The organism is Pseudomonas brassicacearum (assembly GCF_000585995.1).
GTDB classification, from domain to species: domain Bacteria; phylum Pseudomonadota; class Gammaproteobacteria; order Pseudomonadales; family Pseudomonadaceae; genus Aquipseudomonas; species Aquipseudomonas brassicacearum_A.
On sequence record NZ_CP007410.1, the window covers coordinates 4,907,367 to 4,924,904 of the forward strand.

Here is a 17,538-nt window from a genome sequence, read left to right on the forward strand (position 1 = left end):
CGGTGGGTTTGGGGCCGCTTCGCGACCCAGCGGGAGCAAGCTCCCTCGCCACAAGAGCCTTGCACCAGACAAAAAATGCAACCGGCTTCACCGCCCCGGCGGTTGCTCACCCAGCGGCACCACCGCCATGGTCAGGCGCGACACACAGTTGACCTTGCCTTCGTCATTGGTCAGGCGAATATCCCAGACCTGAGTGGTGCGACCCAGGTGAACCATTCGGGCCGTGGCCGTCACCCGCCCACTGCGCACACCGCGCAAGTGGTTGGCATTGATTTCCAGGCCCACGCAATAGAACTTGCTGGCGTCCACGCACAGATAGGCGGCCATCGACCCGACTGTTTCAGCCAACACCACCGACGCACCGCCATGCAGCAGGCCGAACGGCTGGTGGGTGCGGTGATCGACTACCATGCTGGCGGTCAGGGACTCGTCGTCGAAAGATTCGAAACGAATGTCCAGCACTTCGCTGATGGTGTTTTTACCGGCGGCGTTCAATTGCTCAATGTTGGGAGTGGTGCGCCACAGACTCATCGTTGTCGTTCCTTTGTGGTTTTTATTGGGCTCAACCCGGCTGCCAACCTGCCTATGGGTGCTTGATACCCTTGAGTGACATCACCCCAGCCAATGGCAGGTCACCTTCCAACTCAGCCAGGCCCGCCGTCAACACTTGTTCAGGTTGCTGCAGATGACCGTGTTGCAGCAAGCCCAGCAGGCTGCCCACCAACGGGTTATGGCTGACCAGCAGCACATCGTCCGGCTCATCGAGATGGTCCAAAACTGTTTGCGGCCGGGTATCCGGCGTCAGCCAGTCGACCGTTTTCAACTCCGGCTCGAAACCCAGGGCTTCGCGCACCAGCTGCGCGGTCTGCTGGGCGCGCAGGTAAGGGCTGGCATAAATGGCGCTCAGCGGCTGGCCGATCAACTGCGCGGCACTGCGCAACACTTCTTCGCGACCGTGAGCGGTCAGGGCCCGCTCGGGATCGGGACGCGCGCCGTATGGCTCGGCTTCACCATGGCGCATTACCCACAATTTCATAGCTTCGGCTCCTCGTCCCGGACCGGATGCGGGGCGGGCGCCACGACGTGAGGCGCTTCTCCTTCCGGCGTGCGCGGGGCCGGCCAGTCAGCGAACGGCCAGGGTTTCTGGTCGCTGTGGAAGGTGCCGAACCGGCCGATCTGGGCCAGGAATTGGCTCAGGCTGTCGCCGAAATTCATCAGGCTGGCACTGGGTGCGCCGTAGATCAGCCGATAGATCAGTTGCACCAGCACCACGGCGCCCAGGATGAATTGCGCCACTTGCCAGACCAGCAGATAAATCACCATCCACAGCACGCGCAGCAGGATGGATTCGTATTGAGGCTGCCCTTTCGGATCGTTCATGGTTCGCTCCTGCTTGCGGTCAATGGAAACTCAGTTGAAACCACTGGTGGAAATGAAATCGACGTCGGTCTTCGGTTCGCCCCGCATCAACAGTTCGATCACCTGTTCCAGCGTGCGCCCCTCGAACAGGATCGCATGCAGCCCGGCGACCAGTGGCATGTACACGCCAGCCTCCTGGGACTTGGCCTTGAGCACCTTGAGGGTGTTCACCCCTTCGGCCACTTCGCCCAGTCGCGACACCGCCTCGTCCAGGCTCAGGCCCTGGCCGAGGGCGAAACCGACCTGATAGTTACGGCTCTTGGGCGAGGAACACGTGACGATCAGATCGCCCACCCCTGCCAACCCGAGGAAAGTCATCGGATTGGCGCCCTGGCTGACGGCAAAGCGGGTCATTTCCGCCAGCGCCCGGGTGATCAGCATGCTCTTGGTGTTTTCCCCCATGCCCAGCGCCACCGCCATGCCGGCGATGATTGCATAGACATTCTTCAGCGCCCCGCCCAGTTCCACACCAAAGCGGTCGGCACTGGCGTAGACCCGAAAGGTACGGCCATGGAGCGCCGCCTGGACCCGCTGGCACAGTTCTTCGTCTTCACTGGCGACCACCGTGGCGGTCAAGGCGTGCTCGGCGATCTCCCGCGCCAGGTTCGGACCGGAAATCACACCGATTCGAGCCTTGGGGGCGATTTCCTCGAGAATCTCGCTCATCAGCTTGAAGGTCTGGGCTTCGATGCCCTTGGTCAAACTCACCAGCAGCTTGCCGCTCAAGCATTCGGCATGGGGTGCCAATACCGAGCGCAAGGCACTGGACGGCAAGGCGACGAAAAACAGATCGCTGCCCTGCAGGGTCGCCTGCAAGTCGGTGACCGGCTCCACTTCCGGGCGGATCTTGATGCCCTTGAGGTAGCGCGGGTTCTCGCGGTTGACCCGGATGGCCTCGGCCTGTTCAGGGTCACGCATCCATTGGCGTACCGGGTGACCATTCTCGGCCAGCAGGTTGGCCACGGCGGTGCCGAAACTCCCGCCTCCCAGGACCGCAATCGGGCGCTGTTCAGTCATATGCAATCCGTTCATCCATACCAAGTGGCAATGCGGGGCATTATACGGAGCGGCCGGATCGCGACCAGCCCCGGCAACAATTACCGCCAGCTGTAGGAAGCTGACCATCATTTCCTAGGAAAATGCTGTCAACGTGAATGGAAAAGTCGTTCAGCTCAGTTAACATGCCCGCCATTCTTTCGTTATCGAAGGCTGTGCCGTGTTCGTTGGCCCTTCCCGTTCAGGTTCGTCACTGCTACTGGCGCTGATCATCAGCCCGCCAGTGCTGGCCGACGATCTGTTCGTGGACAGCCAGCCCCTGCCCGAAGTGTTGACGGCCACGCGCCTGAAGCAATCGCCGGCGGCGGTGCCGGGCAGCATGACCGTGCTCGACAGCGAATTGATCAAGGCCAGCGGCGCCCGGGACATCAGCGAACTGCTGCGCCTGGTGCCGGGCATGATGGTCGGCAATATCAGCGGCAACCAGGCCGCCGTGAATTACCACGGCACCAACGCCAGCGAAGCTCGACGCATGCAGGTACTGATCGATGGCCGCTCGGTGTACCGCGCCGGCCTGGCCACGGTGGACTGGAGCGATATTCCGGTGGCCATGGAAGACATCGACCGGATCGAAGTCTTCCGCGGGCCCAACACCGTCAGCTACGGGGCCAATGCGCTGATGGCGGTGGTCAACATCATCACCCGCGCGCCCGCCGACAGCCACGGCACCCGGCTGAAAATCACCCGGGGCCAGCGGGGCATCAGCGACTGGTACGCCAGCCAGGGCAGCGGTTGGGAGGGCGGCGACCTGCGGCTGTCGTTGTCCGGCCAGGAAGACGATGGCTTTGACAGCGACCGCAACGACGCCGATTACCGCGACAGTCGACGCCTGAACCGCTTCAACCTGTCCGTCAGCCAGACATTGAACGAGCAGCAAAGCATCGACTGGCAATTGAACGCCAAGGACGGGACCAATCAACGGCCCTATACCTATCATCCGGTGTTCGCCGGGATTACAGCCGCTGGCGACAATTCCGACGTCATCGCCAAGGACTACGCCGGTTCACTGCGCTGGAACCTGGACCTGGACCCCAACCACAGCCTTTACGTACAAGGCTCGATCCAGCATTGGGATCGCCAGCAAACCTGGCGCGCCTGCGATGCCGAGGTGTCCTTCAGCCCGCAACTGACCGACCTGTGGCTGCTCAACCCCAATTACGCCGAGCGGCTGGCACGTAACATCCCCAGCTTCACCAGCACGGGCGCGCCGCCCGGCACCCCACAGGAACAAGCGCTGGCCAACCAGGTGCTCGACCAGTGGCGCAACGGCGCCTCGCAAACCCTGTGCGGGGACATCGACCAAAGTGCCCGGGAGTCACGCTACGACCTGGAAATCCAGGACACCTTGAGCCTGTCCGACAGCCTGCGACTGGTCACCGGGGCGAATTACCGCTACGACCGGGCGAACTCCGAAACGTACTTCAACGGCACGCTGGACGACACCACCTGGCGGCTGTTCGGCCAGCTCGAATGGCGGGCCACCGAGCACTGGCTGTTGCAGGGCGGCGCGATGTTCGAAGACACCCGCCTGACCGGAAGCTCGCTGACCCCGCGGGTGGCGGTCAACTACCTGATCACCCCACGCCATGGCTTGCGGGCGGTGTACTCCGAAGCCGTGCGCTCCCCGGACATGTTCGAGAACAACGTCAACTGGAGTTACCAGGTCACTAACCTGCAGCCCACCGCCTTCGGCCAGAGCAGCGCCCGTTACTTTGTCCAGACCCGTGGCCCGGGGAATCTGGAACAAGAGCACATGCGCTCTCGGGAACTGGGCTACAACGGTTATTTCATGGAGTTGGGCCTGACGCTCGATGTGAAGCTGTTCCATGACGAAATCACCGGCATGATCAGCGAACCGCTGCGCAACAATCAGTACATCGCCAGCAACAGCAACGAATCACAATTCTCCGGGGCCGAAACCCAGGTTGATTGGCGAATGACCAGCGCCGACCGCCTGCGCCTGACCTACGCCTACGTTGATGCCCAGGCCAGTAACCCCCTTGATGAACAACTGACCGCCCGTAACAGTGGTTCGGCCGGGTGGCTGCGGGATTGGGGCCAGGGCTGGAACAGCGCGGTCTTCTATTACGCCGCCGATGCGCTCAACGGTTATCGCTTCGAACGGCTCGACACCCGCCTCGCCCGACGCATCCCGCTGGGCAAGGCCAACCTGGAGCTGGCGGGCATCCTGCAACAACGCCTCGACAATCAGCCCACCACCTTCGTCGACAACCGCTACGACTCCCGTCATGTCCTGTATTTCAGCGCGGAGTTGTCCTTCTAAATGGCCCGGAGCCAACCCCGCAAGACGCCATTTCGTGGCCGCCTGACGCTAGCGCTATGCCTGGTGTTTGCAGGGTTGCTGGCGACGATCGAGGCCCGCGCCGCCGAGATTCTGCTGACCGGTGTCGAGGACAGTCCCGGCGTGCAGTCCTTCACCCTGGCCCTCAAGGCCCTGCGTCCCGAGGACAATGTGCGGTTCACCCGGCTGGCGGACCTGCCGACGCCGGACAAGTTGCCGGGCAATGTCCGTCTGGTCCTGCTTGACCTGCCCAGCCTCGACTGGCGCCTGCAAGACAGCCGTGGGCCGGCCACGCTGGTGCTACGCATCAGCCGCCAGCAAGCCCGGGATCGCCTGGGCGAGGCAACGCCCGATCACCTGAGCCTGCTGTGGAGCGACCCGCCGATGGCGCGGCAACTGCGGCTGATCCGCACGGTCCTGCCGCAAGTACGACGGGTCGGCGTGCTGTTCGACAGGCACAGCGAGTTTTTGCTCAAGGACCTGCGCCAGGCCGCCCTACCACTGGACCTGGAAATCGTCGCCGAACGCTGGGACGACACCAGTGACAGTCGCGCCCTGCAAAACCTGCTGGGCCAGAGCGATGTGTTGTTGGGCCTCGACGACCCCGACCTGTACAACCCCAAGACCGTGAAAAACCTCTTGCTCAGCAGCTACGCCCGGCAACGTGCGCTGATCGGACCGAGCGCCGCGTTCGTCAAGGCCGGCAGCCTGGCCAGCACCTACAGCGACCAGGACGACTGGCTGGCAATTCTCGACGAACTGCTCGACCGCCCCCCCGCCACCTGGCCGCGCACCTTGTATCCGGCCCGCTTCAAAGTCCTGAGCAACCGACAGGTCACCCGCTCACTGGGGATCGAACCGATTGACGCCGAATCCGTCGCTGCGACATTGGCCGAAGGAGAACACCGCCCATGACCTTGCGTCGCCGCTGGGACATCAATACCCGCACCCAGCTCATCGCCCTCGGCCCGGCGCTGTTGCTGACCGTGCTGCTGATCAGCTTCTTCACCTTCGTGCGGATCCAGGACTTGCGCCAGGAACTCAATCACACCGGGCAACTGATCGCCAACCAACTGGCTCCAGCCACGGAGTACGGGGTGATCTCCGGCAACAAGGAGGTGCTGGAAAGCCTGCTCACCGCCACCCTGGCGACGCCCCACGTGCGTTTTCTGGAGATTCAGGACAGCACGAACCGGATGCTGGTGTACGTCGAGCAATCCGAACCAACCGACGACCACTCTCAGCAGGTCGAAGTGTTCCAGGCCCCGGTTCGCCTGCAACGCATTGCCCTGAACAATGATTTCCTGCAAGGCGACAGCGCTTCCACTGAGGCCCCCGGTGAAGACTACCTGGGCCGCGTGATCGTTGGCATGTCCAGTGACGCCTTCAGCCAGCGGCAGCAGGAAATTCTGTTCAAGGCCGCCATCCTGGCGCTGTTCGCCCTGTTGTTTACCTTTCTCGTGGCGCGCCGCCTGGCATCGAACCTGTCCCGTCCGATCCGTGATATCGGCAACGCGGTCAAAGCGATCCAGCAAGGCGACTACAGCACGCCGCTGCCCATCGTTGACGACGGCGAATTGGGAGCGTTGTCGCGGCACATCAACAACCTGGCCGACGGGCTCGAGCAAGCCAGCCGCGAACAACACCAGGCCATGGAGCAACTGATCAAGACCCGGGAGGAAGCGGAAAAGGCCAACAGCGCCAAGTCTGAGTTCCTGGCGATGATGAGCCATGAACTGCGCACGCCCATGAACGGTGTACTGGGCATGCTGCAACTGCTGGAAACCACCCGGATGACCGACGAGCAGCACGAGTACACGGCGCTGGCGTCCGAATCCACCGAGCACCTGCTGAAGGTGATCAACGACATCCTCGACTTTTCACGCATCGAGCGCTCGGCCCTGGAGCTGGAACACATCCCGTTCAATCTGGCGGAGCTGGTGGGCAGTTGCGCCCAGTCGTTCCAGCACAGCGCCGCGCAACGCAAACTGGGCCTGGACCTGCTGATCCCCGACGACATGCAAGCCTTGCAGGTCCAAGGCGATCCGACGCGGATCCGGCAGATTCTGGTGAACCTGATCGGCAACGCGCTGAAATTCACCGAGCAAGGTCAGGTCACCGTGCAGTGCCAATGGCAGGCCCTGGATCACGAACTGTTGTGGTTCACCTGCACGGTGCGGGACAGCGGCATAGGCATTCCGGCCGAGAGCCTGGAGCGCATGTTCGACGCCTTCCAACAGGCCGACAGCTCGATTTCCCGGCGTTACGGCGGCACCGGCCTGGGCCTGCCAATTGCCCGCACCCTGGCCGAACGCATGGGCGGCACGCTGCGAGCCCAGAGTGAAGAAGGCCTGGGCTCGGTGTTCACCCTCGAGATTCCGCTGGCCCGCTCGCGGCAGATCCCGCCGCCCCTGGCGCCGCGCCTGTCGAACGGCAGCGGCGATGGCGAAGGCCGTAACGTGTTGTTGGTCGAGGACAACCCGGTGAATCAGACGGTGATCGAAGCCATGCTGCGCAGCCTGGGCTTCACGGTCAGCGTCGCCGTCGACGGTGCCCAGGCCGTACGCAGCGCCGAAAGCCTGATATTCGAAGCGATCCTCATGGATTGCCGATTGCCCATTATCGACGGTTACGAAGCCACGCGGCAGATCCGGCAGTTACCCGGCTGCAGCGAAGTGCCGATCATCGCCCTGACCGCCAATGCCTTGCAGGGCGACCGCGAGGCCTGCCTGGCGGCGGGTATGAACGATTACCTGGCCAAGCCGTTCAAACGCGTTGACCTGCAGCAAATTCTGCAACGTTGGGTGCATTAGTAGCCTGTGTGACTGGCGTGAAAGGCGAAAGTGCGGCAGTCTTAGGCACCCGAACAAGCCTCGATTGGGGCTTGAATAAAAATTTCAGTGCACAGGTGTACATTCATTTCCCGTGTGCTGTGACTTTCACTACAACGCAATAGTCTATGAGTAGGCTGTCGATTCGAGGCATGAACGCTTCGATCGGCCGGGAAGATTTGCCCCACCCTGCCGCATGGGACTATTGAGGAGCTCGCATGACCAAACAAAACGCCTTTACTCGGGAAGACCTGCTGCGCTGCAGTCGCGGTGAGCTGTTCGGCCCAGGTAACGCGCAACTGCCCGCCCCGAACATGCTGATGGTGGATCGCATCACCCATATCAGCGAAGAGGGTGGCAAGTACGGCAAAGGTGAATTGGTCGCCGAGCTGGATATCAATCCGGACCTGTGGTTCTTCGCCTGCCACTTCGAGGGTGATCCGGTGATGCCAGGCTGCCTGGGCCTGGATGCCATGTGGCAACTGGTCGGTTTCTTCCTCGGCTGGCAAGGCCTGCCGGGTCGCGGTCGCGCCCTGGGTTCAGGCGAAGTGAAGTTCTTTGGTCAGGTCCTGCCGACCGCCAAGAAAATCACCTATAACATTCATATCAAACGCGTCCTCAAGGGCAAGCTGAACATGGCCATTGCCGATGGTTCGGTGACCGTGGACGGTCGCGAGATCTACACCGCCGAAGGCCTTCGGGTCGGCGTTTTCACCTCCACTGACAACTTCTAAGGGTTATCCGCATGCGCCGCGTCGTTATCACTGGTCTGGGCATCGTTTCGTGCCTGGGCAATGACAAAGAGACCGTCTCCGCTAACCTGCGTGCAAGTCGCCCTGGCATCCGGTTCAACCCGGAATATGCCGAAATGGGTCTGCGTAGCCAGGTTTCCGGCTCCATTGACCTTCCCCTCGAAGAGCTGATCGATCGCAAGATCTACCGTTTCGTCGGCCACGCGGCGGCTTACGCCTACCTGGCCATGAAGGACGCTATCGCTGACTCCGGTCTGACCGAAGAGCAAGTGTCCAACCCGCGCACCGGCCTGATCGCCGGTTCTGGTGGCGCCTCGACGCTGAACCAGATGGAAGCGTTGGACATCCTGCGCGAAAAAGGCGTCAAGCGTGTCGGCCCGTACCGCGTCACGCGGACCATGAGCAGCACCGTTTCCGCCTGCCTGGCGACCCCGTTCAAGATCAAGGGCCTGAACTACTCCATCGCCTCTGCCTGCGCCACCAGTGCTCACTGCATTGGCAACGCCATGGAACAGATCCAGATGGGCAAGCAGGACGTCGTATTCGCCGGCGGCGGTGAAGAAGAACATTGGAGCCAGTCGTTCCTGTTCGACGCCATGGGCGCCCTGTCCAGCCAATACAACGACACCCCGGAAAAGGCCTCCCGCGCCTACGACGCCAAGCGTGACGGTTTCGTCATTGCCGGCGGCGGCGGCATGGTGGTGGTCGAGGAGCTGGAACACGCCCTGGCCCGTGGCGCGAAAATCTACGCGGAAATCGTCGGCTATGGCGCCACTTCCGATGGCTACGACATGGTCGCCCCAAGCGGCGAAGGTGCCATCCGCTGCATGCAGATGGCCATGTCCACCGTTGATGCACCGATCGACTACCTGAACACCCACGGCACCTCGACCCCGGTCGGTGACGTGATGGAAATGAAAGGTGTGCGTGAAGTCTTCGGCGACAAGGCCCCGGCCATCAGCTCCACCAAGAGCTTGTCGGGTCACTCCCTGGGCGCCGCCGGCGTTCACGAAGCGATCTATTGCATGCTGATGATGGAAGGCAACTTCATGGCAGGTTCGGCCAACATCGACGAACTGGATCCGGAAGTGGCCGACATGCCAATCCTGACCAAGACTCGCGAAGACGCCACCATCAACACCGTGATGAGCAACAGCTTCGGCTTTGGTGGCACCAACGCCACCCTGGTATTGAAGCGCTGGCAGGGCAAGTAAGCCCCGCCGGTACGCCGCACACAAAAACGCCCCGACTGGTTCGGGGCGTTTTTTTTGCGCCTACTCAATACACCGTAGTTCCCCTGTGGGAGCGAGCTTGCTCGCGATTGCAGTGTGCCATGCAACAGATCAGTTGACTGGCCTACCGCAATCGCGAGCAAGCTCGCTCCCACATTGGTCTGTGACGAATGAAACTCAGCGCACCACAAACCGTTGCTGCGTCAGCAGCCGATCCCCCTGGAACACCATGAACCGCCACTCTCCCGGCACCACTTCGTGGCTTTCGGTGAACTCGTAGGCCATGACGTCCTGAGGCGCGCCAGGCACCAGTTTCTGGATGACTTCGAATTTATCGTGGCGCACGCCGTCAGGGGTGCGGATGCCAGGCGTGAAGTACAACAGCGTCAACGGCTGGTCATCAGCGACCTTGCCCGCCAACTGGTAGCGCATGCCAAACTTGGTGCCCAGTTTCGCCGGTACGCTTTCAGTCTGGCGGATCTGCTCGTTGCTGCGACGCAGAACCCTCTCCCCCGATTGCAGCTCGGCTTGCGGGCCGTCGAAAACGCCGTATTCCACCGGGCCTTCGACACGAACTTCTGCCTGGGCCAGACCGCAGGTCAACAACAGCGCGACCAATGCGCTTGAACGGGTGAGGTGCATAGTGCGCTCCTTGATTGAGATGAGCGCGAGGGTATGACGCGGGGGTGACAGGCTGATGACAAACCTTGCCCACCGATAATCCCGTGGCGAGGGAGCTTGCTCCCGCTGGGCTGCGCAGCGGCCCCTTGTTCTTGCGGTTGCTGCGCAACCGAGCGGGAGCAAGCTCCCTCGCCACAAAAAGCCGTTCAGCGGACGACTGAACGCGGCAACACCGCTAGGAAATTATCCCGCGCCACCTTCCTGGCCACGTCTTCCGGCAAGGCATCCAGGAACGGATCGAAGCTGTGCAATTCCTTACCGAGCTTGTTGAAACGCCCGACCACATCCGACCCCACCATGAAGCGCTCCGGAAAGCGCTCTACCAGCTGCACCCACTCCGGCCGGGGCTTTCCCGCCTCGTCCAGCAAGTACGGCGTGAGCAGGCTCCAAGACAGGTCTACGTACAGATTGGGGTAGGACTCGAGCATCCGGGTCAGGGTCGGCAACAGAAAATCCAGCTGGGTCTGGTGGCGGTGGATCTCCATGCTGGTGCCGGCGTGGGCCCAGATGAACCGCGTGTGCGGATGATTACGCAGGGGTTCCTCCATTTCTGCCAGGTACAGCGGATTTTTCTCACGCTTGGAAGTGATGTTTGAATGCAACATCACCGGCAGATCGTTCTCCGCCGCCAGGTGATAGATCCGCGTCATGGCTTCGTTATTGGCCCTCGGGGTATCACCGGAGGTCAACGCCGTGAGGTCATCGTGGCGGGTGAACACCTCCCCGATGCCTTGCCACAGCCCCGGGTACAGGTCGAGCATGCGCTGGATGTGCGCGGCGGAGTTCTTGTCGTTGGGATTGAAGCCCGACAGGAACGGATGGAAGCGCTGGCGTTGCTCGGCACTCAGTTTGCTCACCGCAGCGGCGACGATCACATCGGTGGCGCTGTACCAATAGGCGTCCGCATCGTCACCGGCGTAATAACGTGGACGCTTGGGCTCGTCCTCATGCCATTTCTTGGCCACCGGAATGCCGGAAATCATCACATGCTCGATGCGATTGTCCGCCATTGCCTGGAGCAGCTTGGGCATGCCGGCGGTTTCCTGGAAGAAATCGACGTAATGCAAGTGCGCATCGCTGTAGACGTATTCGCGGGCCATGGCGCTGCTGCTTATAACGACCAACAGCCAGGCGAAGATGAGATGGGGCAAGGGCACAGGCAGACTCCAAAGGTCATGAGCAGCATAGACCCTGCTCGTCCCGTCCGGGTTCAAGCCGTCTGTGCCGCGCTGGCGGCGACGAGTTATGCTTTCTGCATCCGTTGTTCAACCTGGAAGACACCATGACCACGCCCCTGACCGTCCGCCCCCGCGCAGAAGATGTTGAAGGCCAGCCGATTCTTCGCCCGTTGCCGTCCGCCAAGTGTCGCAGTGTCGGACCTTTCGTGTTTTTCGACCACATGCTGCAAACCTCCTACGCGGCCGGTAGAGGCATGAACATCCGTCAGCATCCCCACATCGGGCTGTCCACCCTCACCTACCTGTTCGAGGGGAAACTCCAGCATAAGGACAGCCTGGGTTCCGATCAGGTGGTGGACGCTGGGGATGTCAGCTGGATGACCGCCGGCAGCGCCATTGCCCATGTCGAACGCACCCCCGAATCACTGCTGGGGAGTGATTTCGTCATGCACGGGTTGCAAGTCTGGCTGGCCTCGCCCAAATCCCACGAAGAAGGGCCAGGGCACTACAGCCATCATCCGGCACACAGCCTGCCCGTCAGCGACAACCTGGGGGTCAGTATCCGGATGATCGCCGGATCAGGCTTTTGCCTGGAATCGCCGGTACCGGTGTTGTCTCCTACGCTGTATGCCGAACTGAACCTACAAACCGCGACGACCTTGCTGATTCCCACCGAGCATGAAGAGCGGGCCCTGTATGTCTTGAGTGGCGAGGCGTTGCTGGAGGGCGAGCCGGTGGAACCCCACTCGTTGGTGATCCTGCCGGTCGGGGAAGAGATGGCGCTGTTTGCGGGCAGTGACTGCCATGCCGTGCTGTTCGGCGGCGCACCGCTGGATGGGCCGCGGCGGATAAACTGGAACTTCGTCTCCAGTGATCCGGCCCGGATAGATGAAGCCCGCCGGCGCTGGGCGGCTAGGGACTGGCCGACCGTGCCGGGGGAAAGCGAGCGGATCGAGTTGCCCTGAGTTCAGGATTGCTTGTCAGACCGCCATCGCGAGCAAGCTCGCTCCCACATTGGATTTGAGTGATCACAGAATGTGCGTTCACAGCGGATCATTGTGGGAGCGAGCTTGCTCGCGATGGCTTTATGTCGGACAACAAGAGCACCAAATCCAGAACCCGACGTCAGCCCTTGAACACTTCATCCAGCAAGTTATGCATCGACCTGAACGCCCGTCCAGCGACCTTGGCGTTGTACATCATCTTGCCCGGCACATTGGCCTGCGGGTCGGTGAACGAGTGCACCGCGCCACCGTAGCTCAGCAGTTGCCAATCCACCCCGGCGGCGTTCATTTCGTCTTCGAAGGCGGGTAGTTGTTCTTTAGGCACCAGCGGATCCGAAGCCCCGTGCATCACCAACACCGAACCCTGGATGTTCTGCGCATCCGCCGGGTTCGGTGTATCCAGGGTGCCATGGAATGAAATCGCGGCCTTCAGCGGTGCGCCGGTACGGGCCAATTCCAGGGCGCAGCAGCCACCGAAGCAGAAGCCGAACGTGGCCAACCTGGAAGCATCGACCTGCGCTTCACCCTGGTTTTGCAGTTGCTCGAGCGCCGCCTGCATGCGCTTGCGCAACAGCGCCCGGTCGTTCTTGAGGGGCATCATCGCCGCCCCGGCCTCATCGGCATTGCTCGGGCGCAAAGCCTGCCCGTACAGATCGGCAATCAATACGACGTAGCCGTTGGCCGCCACCGACTTGGCAATGTCCTCGGCCCCTGCCCCCACGCCCATCCAGTTCGGCGCCATCAGTAAGCCGGGGCGCGAACCCTGCTGGCTAATGTCGAAGGCCAGTCGGCCTTCATAGGTTTGACCTTCAATCTGATAGACCAGCGAACGAACCGTAACCTGACTCATGACGGACTCCTCTTCAATCGGAACACCAGAAATGAAAAAACCCGCCGAAGCGGGTTTTTCCTGCACTTGATTAAGCTGACAGTTCAACCAGCAGCTTGTTCAGGCGGCGTACATACGCCGCCGGGTCCTTCAGGCTGTCGCCGGCCGCCAGGGCTGCCTGGTCGAACAGGATGTGCGACAGGTCGCCAAAACGCTCTTCGCTCTGCTCGTTGTCGAGTTTTTCCACCAGCGGGTGGGCCGGGTTGAATTCGAAGATCGGCTTGGAGTCCGGGACCTTCTGACCGCTGGCTTCGAGGATCTGGCGCATCTGCAGACCAAGGTCCTGCTCGCCAATGGCCAGGATCGCCGGAGAGTCGGTCAGACGGTGCGAGACGCGCACTTCACTGACAGCATCGCCCAGGGCGGTCTTGATCCGCTCAACCAGACCTTCCTTGCTCTTGGCGACTTCCTCGGCGGCTTTCTTGTCTTCTTCCGAATCCAGGTTGCCAAGGTCCAGGTCACCACGGGCCACGTCGACAAAGCTCTTGCCGTCGAACTCGTTGAGGTAGCTCATCAGCCACTCGTCGATGCGATCGGTCAGCAGCAGCACTTCGATGCCTTTCTTGCGGAAGACTTCCAGGTGCGGGCTGTTCTTGACCTGTGCATACGTTTCACCGGTCAGGTAGTAGATCTTGTCCTGACCTTCCTTGGCACGGGCCAGGTAATCGGCCAGGCCAACGATCTGCTCGCCATCGTCACCCTGGGTCGAGGCAAAGCGCAGCAGGCCGGCGATCTTCTCTTTGTTGGCGAAGTCTTCGGCCGGACCTTCTTTCATCACCTGGCCGAAGTTCTTCCAGAAGCTCTTGTACTGCTCGGGCTCGTTCTTCGCCAGTTTTTCCACCATGTCCAACACACGCTTGGTCAGCGCCGACTTCATGGAGTCGATGATCGGATCTTTCTGCAGGATTTCCCGCGACACGTTCAGCGACAGGTCGTTGGAATCCACCACACCCTTGATGAAACGCAGGTACAGCGGCAGGAACGACTCGGCCTGGTCCATCACGAACACGCGCTGGACATACAGCTTCAAGCCGCGTGGCGCTTCGCGCTGGTACAGGTCGAACGGCGCACGGGCCGGCACGTACAGCAGCGAGTTGTATTCCAGCTTGCCTTCGACCTTGTTATGGCTCCAGCTCAGCGGGTTCTCGTAATCGTGGGCGATGTGCTTGTAGAACTCCTGGTATTCCTCGTCTTTCACTTCGGTGCGCGGACGGGTCCACAGGGCACTGGCGCGGTTGACGGTTTCCCATTCCACTTCAGGCTTTTCTTCGCCTTCGGCAGCGGTGACTTCCTTCGGCAGCTCGATTGGCAGCGCGATGTGGTCGGAGTACTTCTTGATGATGTTGCGCAGACGCCAGCCATCGGCGAACTCGTCTTCGCCGGACTTGAGGTGCAACACGATGCGGGTACCGCGATCAGCCTTGTCGACAGTGGCGACTTCAAACTCGCCTTCGCCCTTGGACGACCAGTGCACGCCTTCGCTTGCAGCGAGGCCGGCACGGCGGCTGAACACTTCGACCTGGTCGGCCACGATGAACGCGGAATAGAAACCGACGCCGAACTGACCGATCAGGTGGGAATCTTTCTTCTGGTCGCCGGACAGGTTCTTCATGAAGTCGGCGGTGCCAGACTTGGCGATGGTGCCCAGGTGCGTGATCACCTCTTCGCGGCTCATGCCGATGCCGTTGTCTTCGAGGGTGACGGTTTTCGCGTCCTTGTCGAAGCTCACACGGATTTTCAGCTCAGCGCCGCCTTCCAGCAGTTCAGGCTTGGAAAGGGCTTCGAAACGTAATTTGTCGACAGCGTCAGAGGCGTTCGAAATCAGCTCGCGAAGGAAAATTTCCTTATTGGAATACAGCGAGTGAATCATCAGGTGCAGCAGCTGCTTCACCTCGGTCTGGAAGCCCAGGGTTTCCTTTTGAGTTTCCACGCTCATGGTCATCAAACTCCAAGTGGATGGTGGTGTCCGCCTCGCTGAGATTGGCGGCGGGATGTCCTCAAGGTGGGGGCAACGGTCATGATTTCAAGGGCGATCGGGTTTTGAGGGCTCCTGGATCTTGAAATGCGCCCGGGCGGTGGCGATGGGCTCGGCTTCGGCCTCCTGCCAGGCGGTGATCGCCACGTTGGCCACTCGCCGCCCCTGACGCCAGACCTGGCATTTGGCATAGGTGTCGCGAAACTGCCCGGCGCGCAGGTAATCCAGGGAGAAGTCGATGATTTTTGGCACGCCCGGCGCGCCGGTGGTGATCAGCAGATAAACGGCCGCCGACAGTTCCATGAAACCGGCAATGACCCCGCCGTGGATCGCTGGCAGTAAAGGGTTACCAATGTTGTCCTTGTTGGCCGGCAGCCGGAACAGCAATTCATCGCCTTGGCCCGAGCACTCGACGCCAATCAGTTGCGCATAGGGAATCGAGGCCAGCAGCAGCGCGTAGTCGCCCCGCTCACAAGCCTGGCGCAGTTGCTCCTCGGTGACATCGCTCATGGTTGGTCTACGGCGGTCGCTGGACCGCCCCTCTTGAACCCTCTGGCGTGGTCACCCAGGCGCATGAAGGTGCCCACTACATGGGCGATGGGCTGCTCGGGGTCGTCCTGCCAGGCAAAACCCCGGCTGAAGATCACGTCCGGGGTGACCCGGTAGCATTGAGCGAAGCCGTAGATATCCTTATGGGGCTCGGCGGCGTGCATGTAGTCGATGCGCAGGTCCAGGGTCGGACAGACCTCGAACTGCGGCAACACGCATAAGGTCGACATGCCACATGCCGTGTCCATCAATGAGGTCAGGGCCCCGCCATGGATAATTCCCGTAAGGGGATTGCCGACGATCCCGGGGCTGTAAGGCAAAATTACGGTCAATCCTTCGCGACTGGCGCTGTGCAGCTTCAGGCCCAGTACCTGGCAATGTCTCAGTGCGGACAAAAAACGTGTCGCACGCTCAAAAACGGGGTCTTCGGCCATTCGATTAACACTCCAGTTAATGATGAAACCTGACAACCGGCGCTTCTCACAAAGTTCCATTGCTGTGCAACGTTATATATCTGTAACGCAGCAGGAACTTAATCTGAGGGGCGGCGTTCAAAAGGCCAGTAGTTATTTCCATAAGGAGAAACACCCCATGCGTAAGACTTTTGCTATTGCCTTGATGTTGGCCGCCTCCCTCGGTCTCGCTGCCTGCGATAAAAAATCCGAGGACAAAGCTCAAGATGCCAACCAACACGCTGAGCAAGCTCAGCAAGACATGAACAAAGCACAGGATAAAGTGAACGACGCGGCGAAAGAAAACGCCGAAGCCGCCAAAAAGCAGGCTGAATCGAACGAAGCCGCTCAGCAGGAACAAGCCCCTGCTACCGCACCTAAAACCAACTGATACGGTTTTAGCGAAAAAAGAAAACCCGCCTGGTGCGGGTTTTCTTTTGCCTGCGATTTAGCCGATCGATCAAACGGCTTCCTTGCCCACTTCAGGCGATGGCGCCTCCGTAGGGGTATAGACCATGACATCCAGCACGTCGGAATGAAACTCCCGCTGGTACAACACAAACACCACGCCGGCACTCATCAACATGAATAACCAAGGACTGACGAACCACGCCAACATGGTCATGCCGAAATAATAAGAGCGCAGGCCGAAGTTGAACTGGTTGGCGGCCATGGAGATCACTCGCGCCGCCCTTAGTGCAAAGGCCTTGCGCTCCTGCTCGGAGACATGACGCTCGCCGATCATCGGCGCCGATCCCACCAGAACCGCCGCGAAGTTGTATTGGCGCATGCACCAGCTGAATGTGAAGAACGCATATACAAACACCAACGCCAGGCACAGCAACTTGACTTCCGCCATGCCTTGGGAGGCTTGCTGCACCATCGGCAGGTCAGCCAGCAGCGACACCGCCCGATCGGACGCCCCGAGCACCGTCAGGATACCGGCCAGGATGATCAACGTACTGGAGGCGAAGAACGAGGCGTTGCGCTCCAGGTTACCAATCACGCTGGCATCGGCGATGCGGTTCTCGCGCAACAGCATGCGGCGCATCCAGTCCTCGCGGTACAGGTGCATCACGCTGGCCAGGCAGGCCGTGTCGCGGGCCTTCCAGGTGGCATAACGGGTATATCCGCCCCAGCAGATGATGAACCAGGCGGCGGCAAGCAGATGGATCAGGTTGGCTTGGATGAATGACATTCGATTTCCTGTGTGACGAA

18 protein-coding genes are annotated in these 17,538 nt (G+C 60.9%); 7 read left to right on the top strand and 11 right to left on the bottom strand.

What is annotated here, in order from left to right; genetic code table 11:
• Positions 1-87 precede the first annotated feature (87 nt).
• Genes CD58_RS20890 through CD58_RS20905 form a run of 4 tightly spaced genes read right to left on the bottom strand, consistent with a single transcriptional unit; the run spans position 88 to position 2,436 of the window.
• Positions 88-531: a hotdog fold thioesterase gene (locus tag CD58_RS20890; RefSeq protein ID WP_025214919.1), complete on the bottom strand. Its 444-nt coding sequence runs from the start codon at positions 529-531 to the stop codon at positions 88-90.
• 52 nt (positions 532-583) lie between these two features.
• Positions 584-1,036 (bottom strand): phosphohistidine phosphatase SixA, encoded by a 453-nt coding sequence (gene sixA, locus CD58_RS20895; protein ID WP_025214920.1) that lies wholly within the window; start codon positions 1,034-1,036, stop codon positions 584-586.
• Positions 1,033-1,380 carry a DUF4389 domain-containing protein gene (locus CD58_RS20900; RefSeq protein ID WP_025214921.1) on the bottom strand — a complete coding sequence of 116 codons (348 nt, stop codon included), beginning with the start codon at positions 1,378-1,380 and terminating at the stop codon, positions 1,033-1,035. The genes sixA and CD58_RS20900 overlap by 4 nt, the downstream gene beginning before the upstream one ends.
• Before the next feature lie 30 nt (positions 1,381-1,410).
• Entirely contained in the window at positions 1,411-2,436 is a 1,026-nt protein-coding gene (locus CD58_RS20905; RefSeq protein WP_025214922.1) for an NAD(P)H-dependent glycerol-3-phosphate dehydrogenase, read from the bottom strand.
• 199 nt (positions 2,437-2,635) lie between these two features.
• Between CD58_RS20905 and CD58_RS20910 the strand changes: the two genes are divergently transcribed.
• The 5 genes from CD58_RS20910 to fabB all read left to right on the top strand — a co-directional run bounded on the left by CD58_RS20910 (position 2,636) and on the right by fabB (position 9,574).
• Entirely contained in the window at positions 2,636-4,759 is a 2,124-nt protein-coding gene (locus CD58_RS20910) for a TonB-dependent receptor plug domain-containing protein (RefSeq protein WP_025214923.1), read from the top strand.
• On the top strand, positions 4,760-5,692 hold the full coding sequence (locus CD58_RS20915) for an ABC transporter substrate-binding protein (RefSeq protein ID WP_025214924.1): 933 nt from the start codon (positions 4,760-4,762) through the stop codon (positions 5,690-5,692). It begins immediately after the preceding gene.
• Positions 5,689-7,590, top strand: a complete 1,902-nt coding sequence (locus CD58_RS20920) for an ATP-binding protein (protein WP_025214925.1) — start codon at positions 5,689-5,691, stop codon at positions 7,588-7,590. Before CD58_RS20915 ends, CD58_RS20920 begins: the two co-directional genes overlap by 4 nt.
• A 236-nt stretch (positions 7,591-7,826) precedes the next feature.
• Positions 7,827-8,342 carry a 3-hydroxyacyl-[acyl-carrier-protein] dehydratase FabA gene (gene fabA / locus CD58_RS20925; RefSeq protein WP_024780603.1) on the top strand — a complete coding sequence of 172 codons (516 nt, stop codon included), beginning with the start codon at positions 7,827-7,829 and terminating at the stop codon, positions 8,340-8,342.
• An 11-nt stretch (positions 8,343-8,353) separates the two neighbouring features.
• Entirely contained in the window at positions 8,354-9,574 is a 1,221-nt protein-coding gene (fabB, locus tag CD58_RS20930; RefSeq protein ID WP_025214926.1) for a beta-ketoacyl-ACP synthase I, read from the top strand.
• A gap of 195 nt (positions 9,575-9,769) precedes the next feature.
• Here fabB and CD58_RS20935 read toward each other — a convergent pair whose 3' ends face one another.
• Positions 9,770-10,234, bottom strand: a complete 465-nt coding sequence (locus CD58_RS20935; protein WP_025214927.1) for a DUF3859 domain-containing protein — start codon at positions 10,232-10,234, stop codon at positions 9,770-9,772.
• Positions 10,235-10,419: 185 nt separating this feature from the next.
• On the bottom strand, positions 10,420-11,373 hold the full coding sequence (locus CD58_RS20940; RefSeq protein ID WP_049866997.1) for an amidohydrolase family protein: 954 nt from the start codon (positions 11,371-11,373) through the stop codon (positions 10,420-10,422).
• A gap of 182 nt (positions 11,374-11,555) precedes the next feature.
• Between CD58_RS20940 and CD58_RS20945 the strand changes: the two genes are divergently transcribed.
• Entirely contained in the window at positions 11,556-12,416 is an 861-nt protein-coding gene (locus CD58_RS20945) for a pirin family protein (protein WP_025214929.1), read from the top strand.
• Between the two features lie 160 nt (positions 12,417-12,576).
• Here the strand turns inward: CD58_RS20945 and CD58_RS20950 are convergent, their stop codons facing one another.
• The 4 genes from CD58_RS20950 to CD58_RS20965 form a co-directional block, all read right to left on the bottom strand.
• Positions 12,577-13,305 carry a dienelactone hydrolase family protein gene (locus CD58_RS20950; protein ID WP_025214930.1) on the bottom strand — a complete coding sequence of 243 codons (729 nt, stop codon included), beginning with the start codon at positions 13,303-13,305 and terminating at the stop codon, positions 12,577-12,579.
• 70 nt (positions 13,306-13,375) lie between these two features.
• A complete protein-coding gene (htpG, locus tag CD58_RS20955) occupies positions 13,376-15,280 on the bottom strand; it encodes a molecular chaperone HtpG (protein ID WP_025214931.1) in 1,905 nt (634 codons plus the stop codon).
• 87 nt (positions 15,281-15,367) lie between these two features.
• Positions 15,368-15,829, bottom strand: a complete 462-nt coding sequence (locus CD58_RS20960; protein WP_025214932.1) for a PaaI family thioesterase — start codon at positions 15,827-15,829, stop codon at positions 15,368-15,370.
• Positions 15,826-16,302, bottom strand: a complete 477-nt coding sequence (locus tag CD58_RS20965) for a PaaI family thioesterase (RefSeq protein ID WP_025214933.1) — start codon at positions 16,300-16,302, stop codon at positions 15,826-15,828. The genes CD58_RS20960 and CD58_RS20965 overlap by 4 nt, the downstream gene beginning before the upstream one ends.
• A gap of 157 nt (positions 16,303-16,459) precedes the next feature.
• Here CD58_RS20965 and CD58_RS20970 point away from each other — a divergent pair, with 157 nt between their 5' ends.
• Entirely contained in the window at positions 16,460-16,711 is a 252-nt protein-coding gene (locus CD58_RS20970) for a hypothetical protein (protein ID WP_025214934.1), read from the top strand.
• A gap of 69 nt (positions 16,712-16,780) precedes the next feature.
• Here the strand turns inward: CD58_RS20970 and CD58_RS20975 are convergent, their stop codons facing one another.
• Entirely contained in the window at positions 16,781-17,518 is a 738-nt protein-coding gene (locus CD58_RS20975; protein WP_025214935.1) for a DUF599 domain-containing protein, read from the bottom strand.
• Between the last annotated feature and the right edge of the window lie 20 nt (positions 17,519-17,538).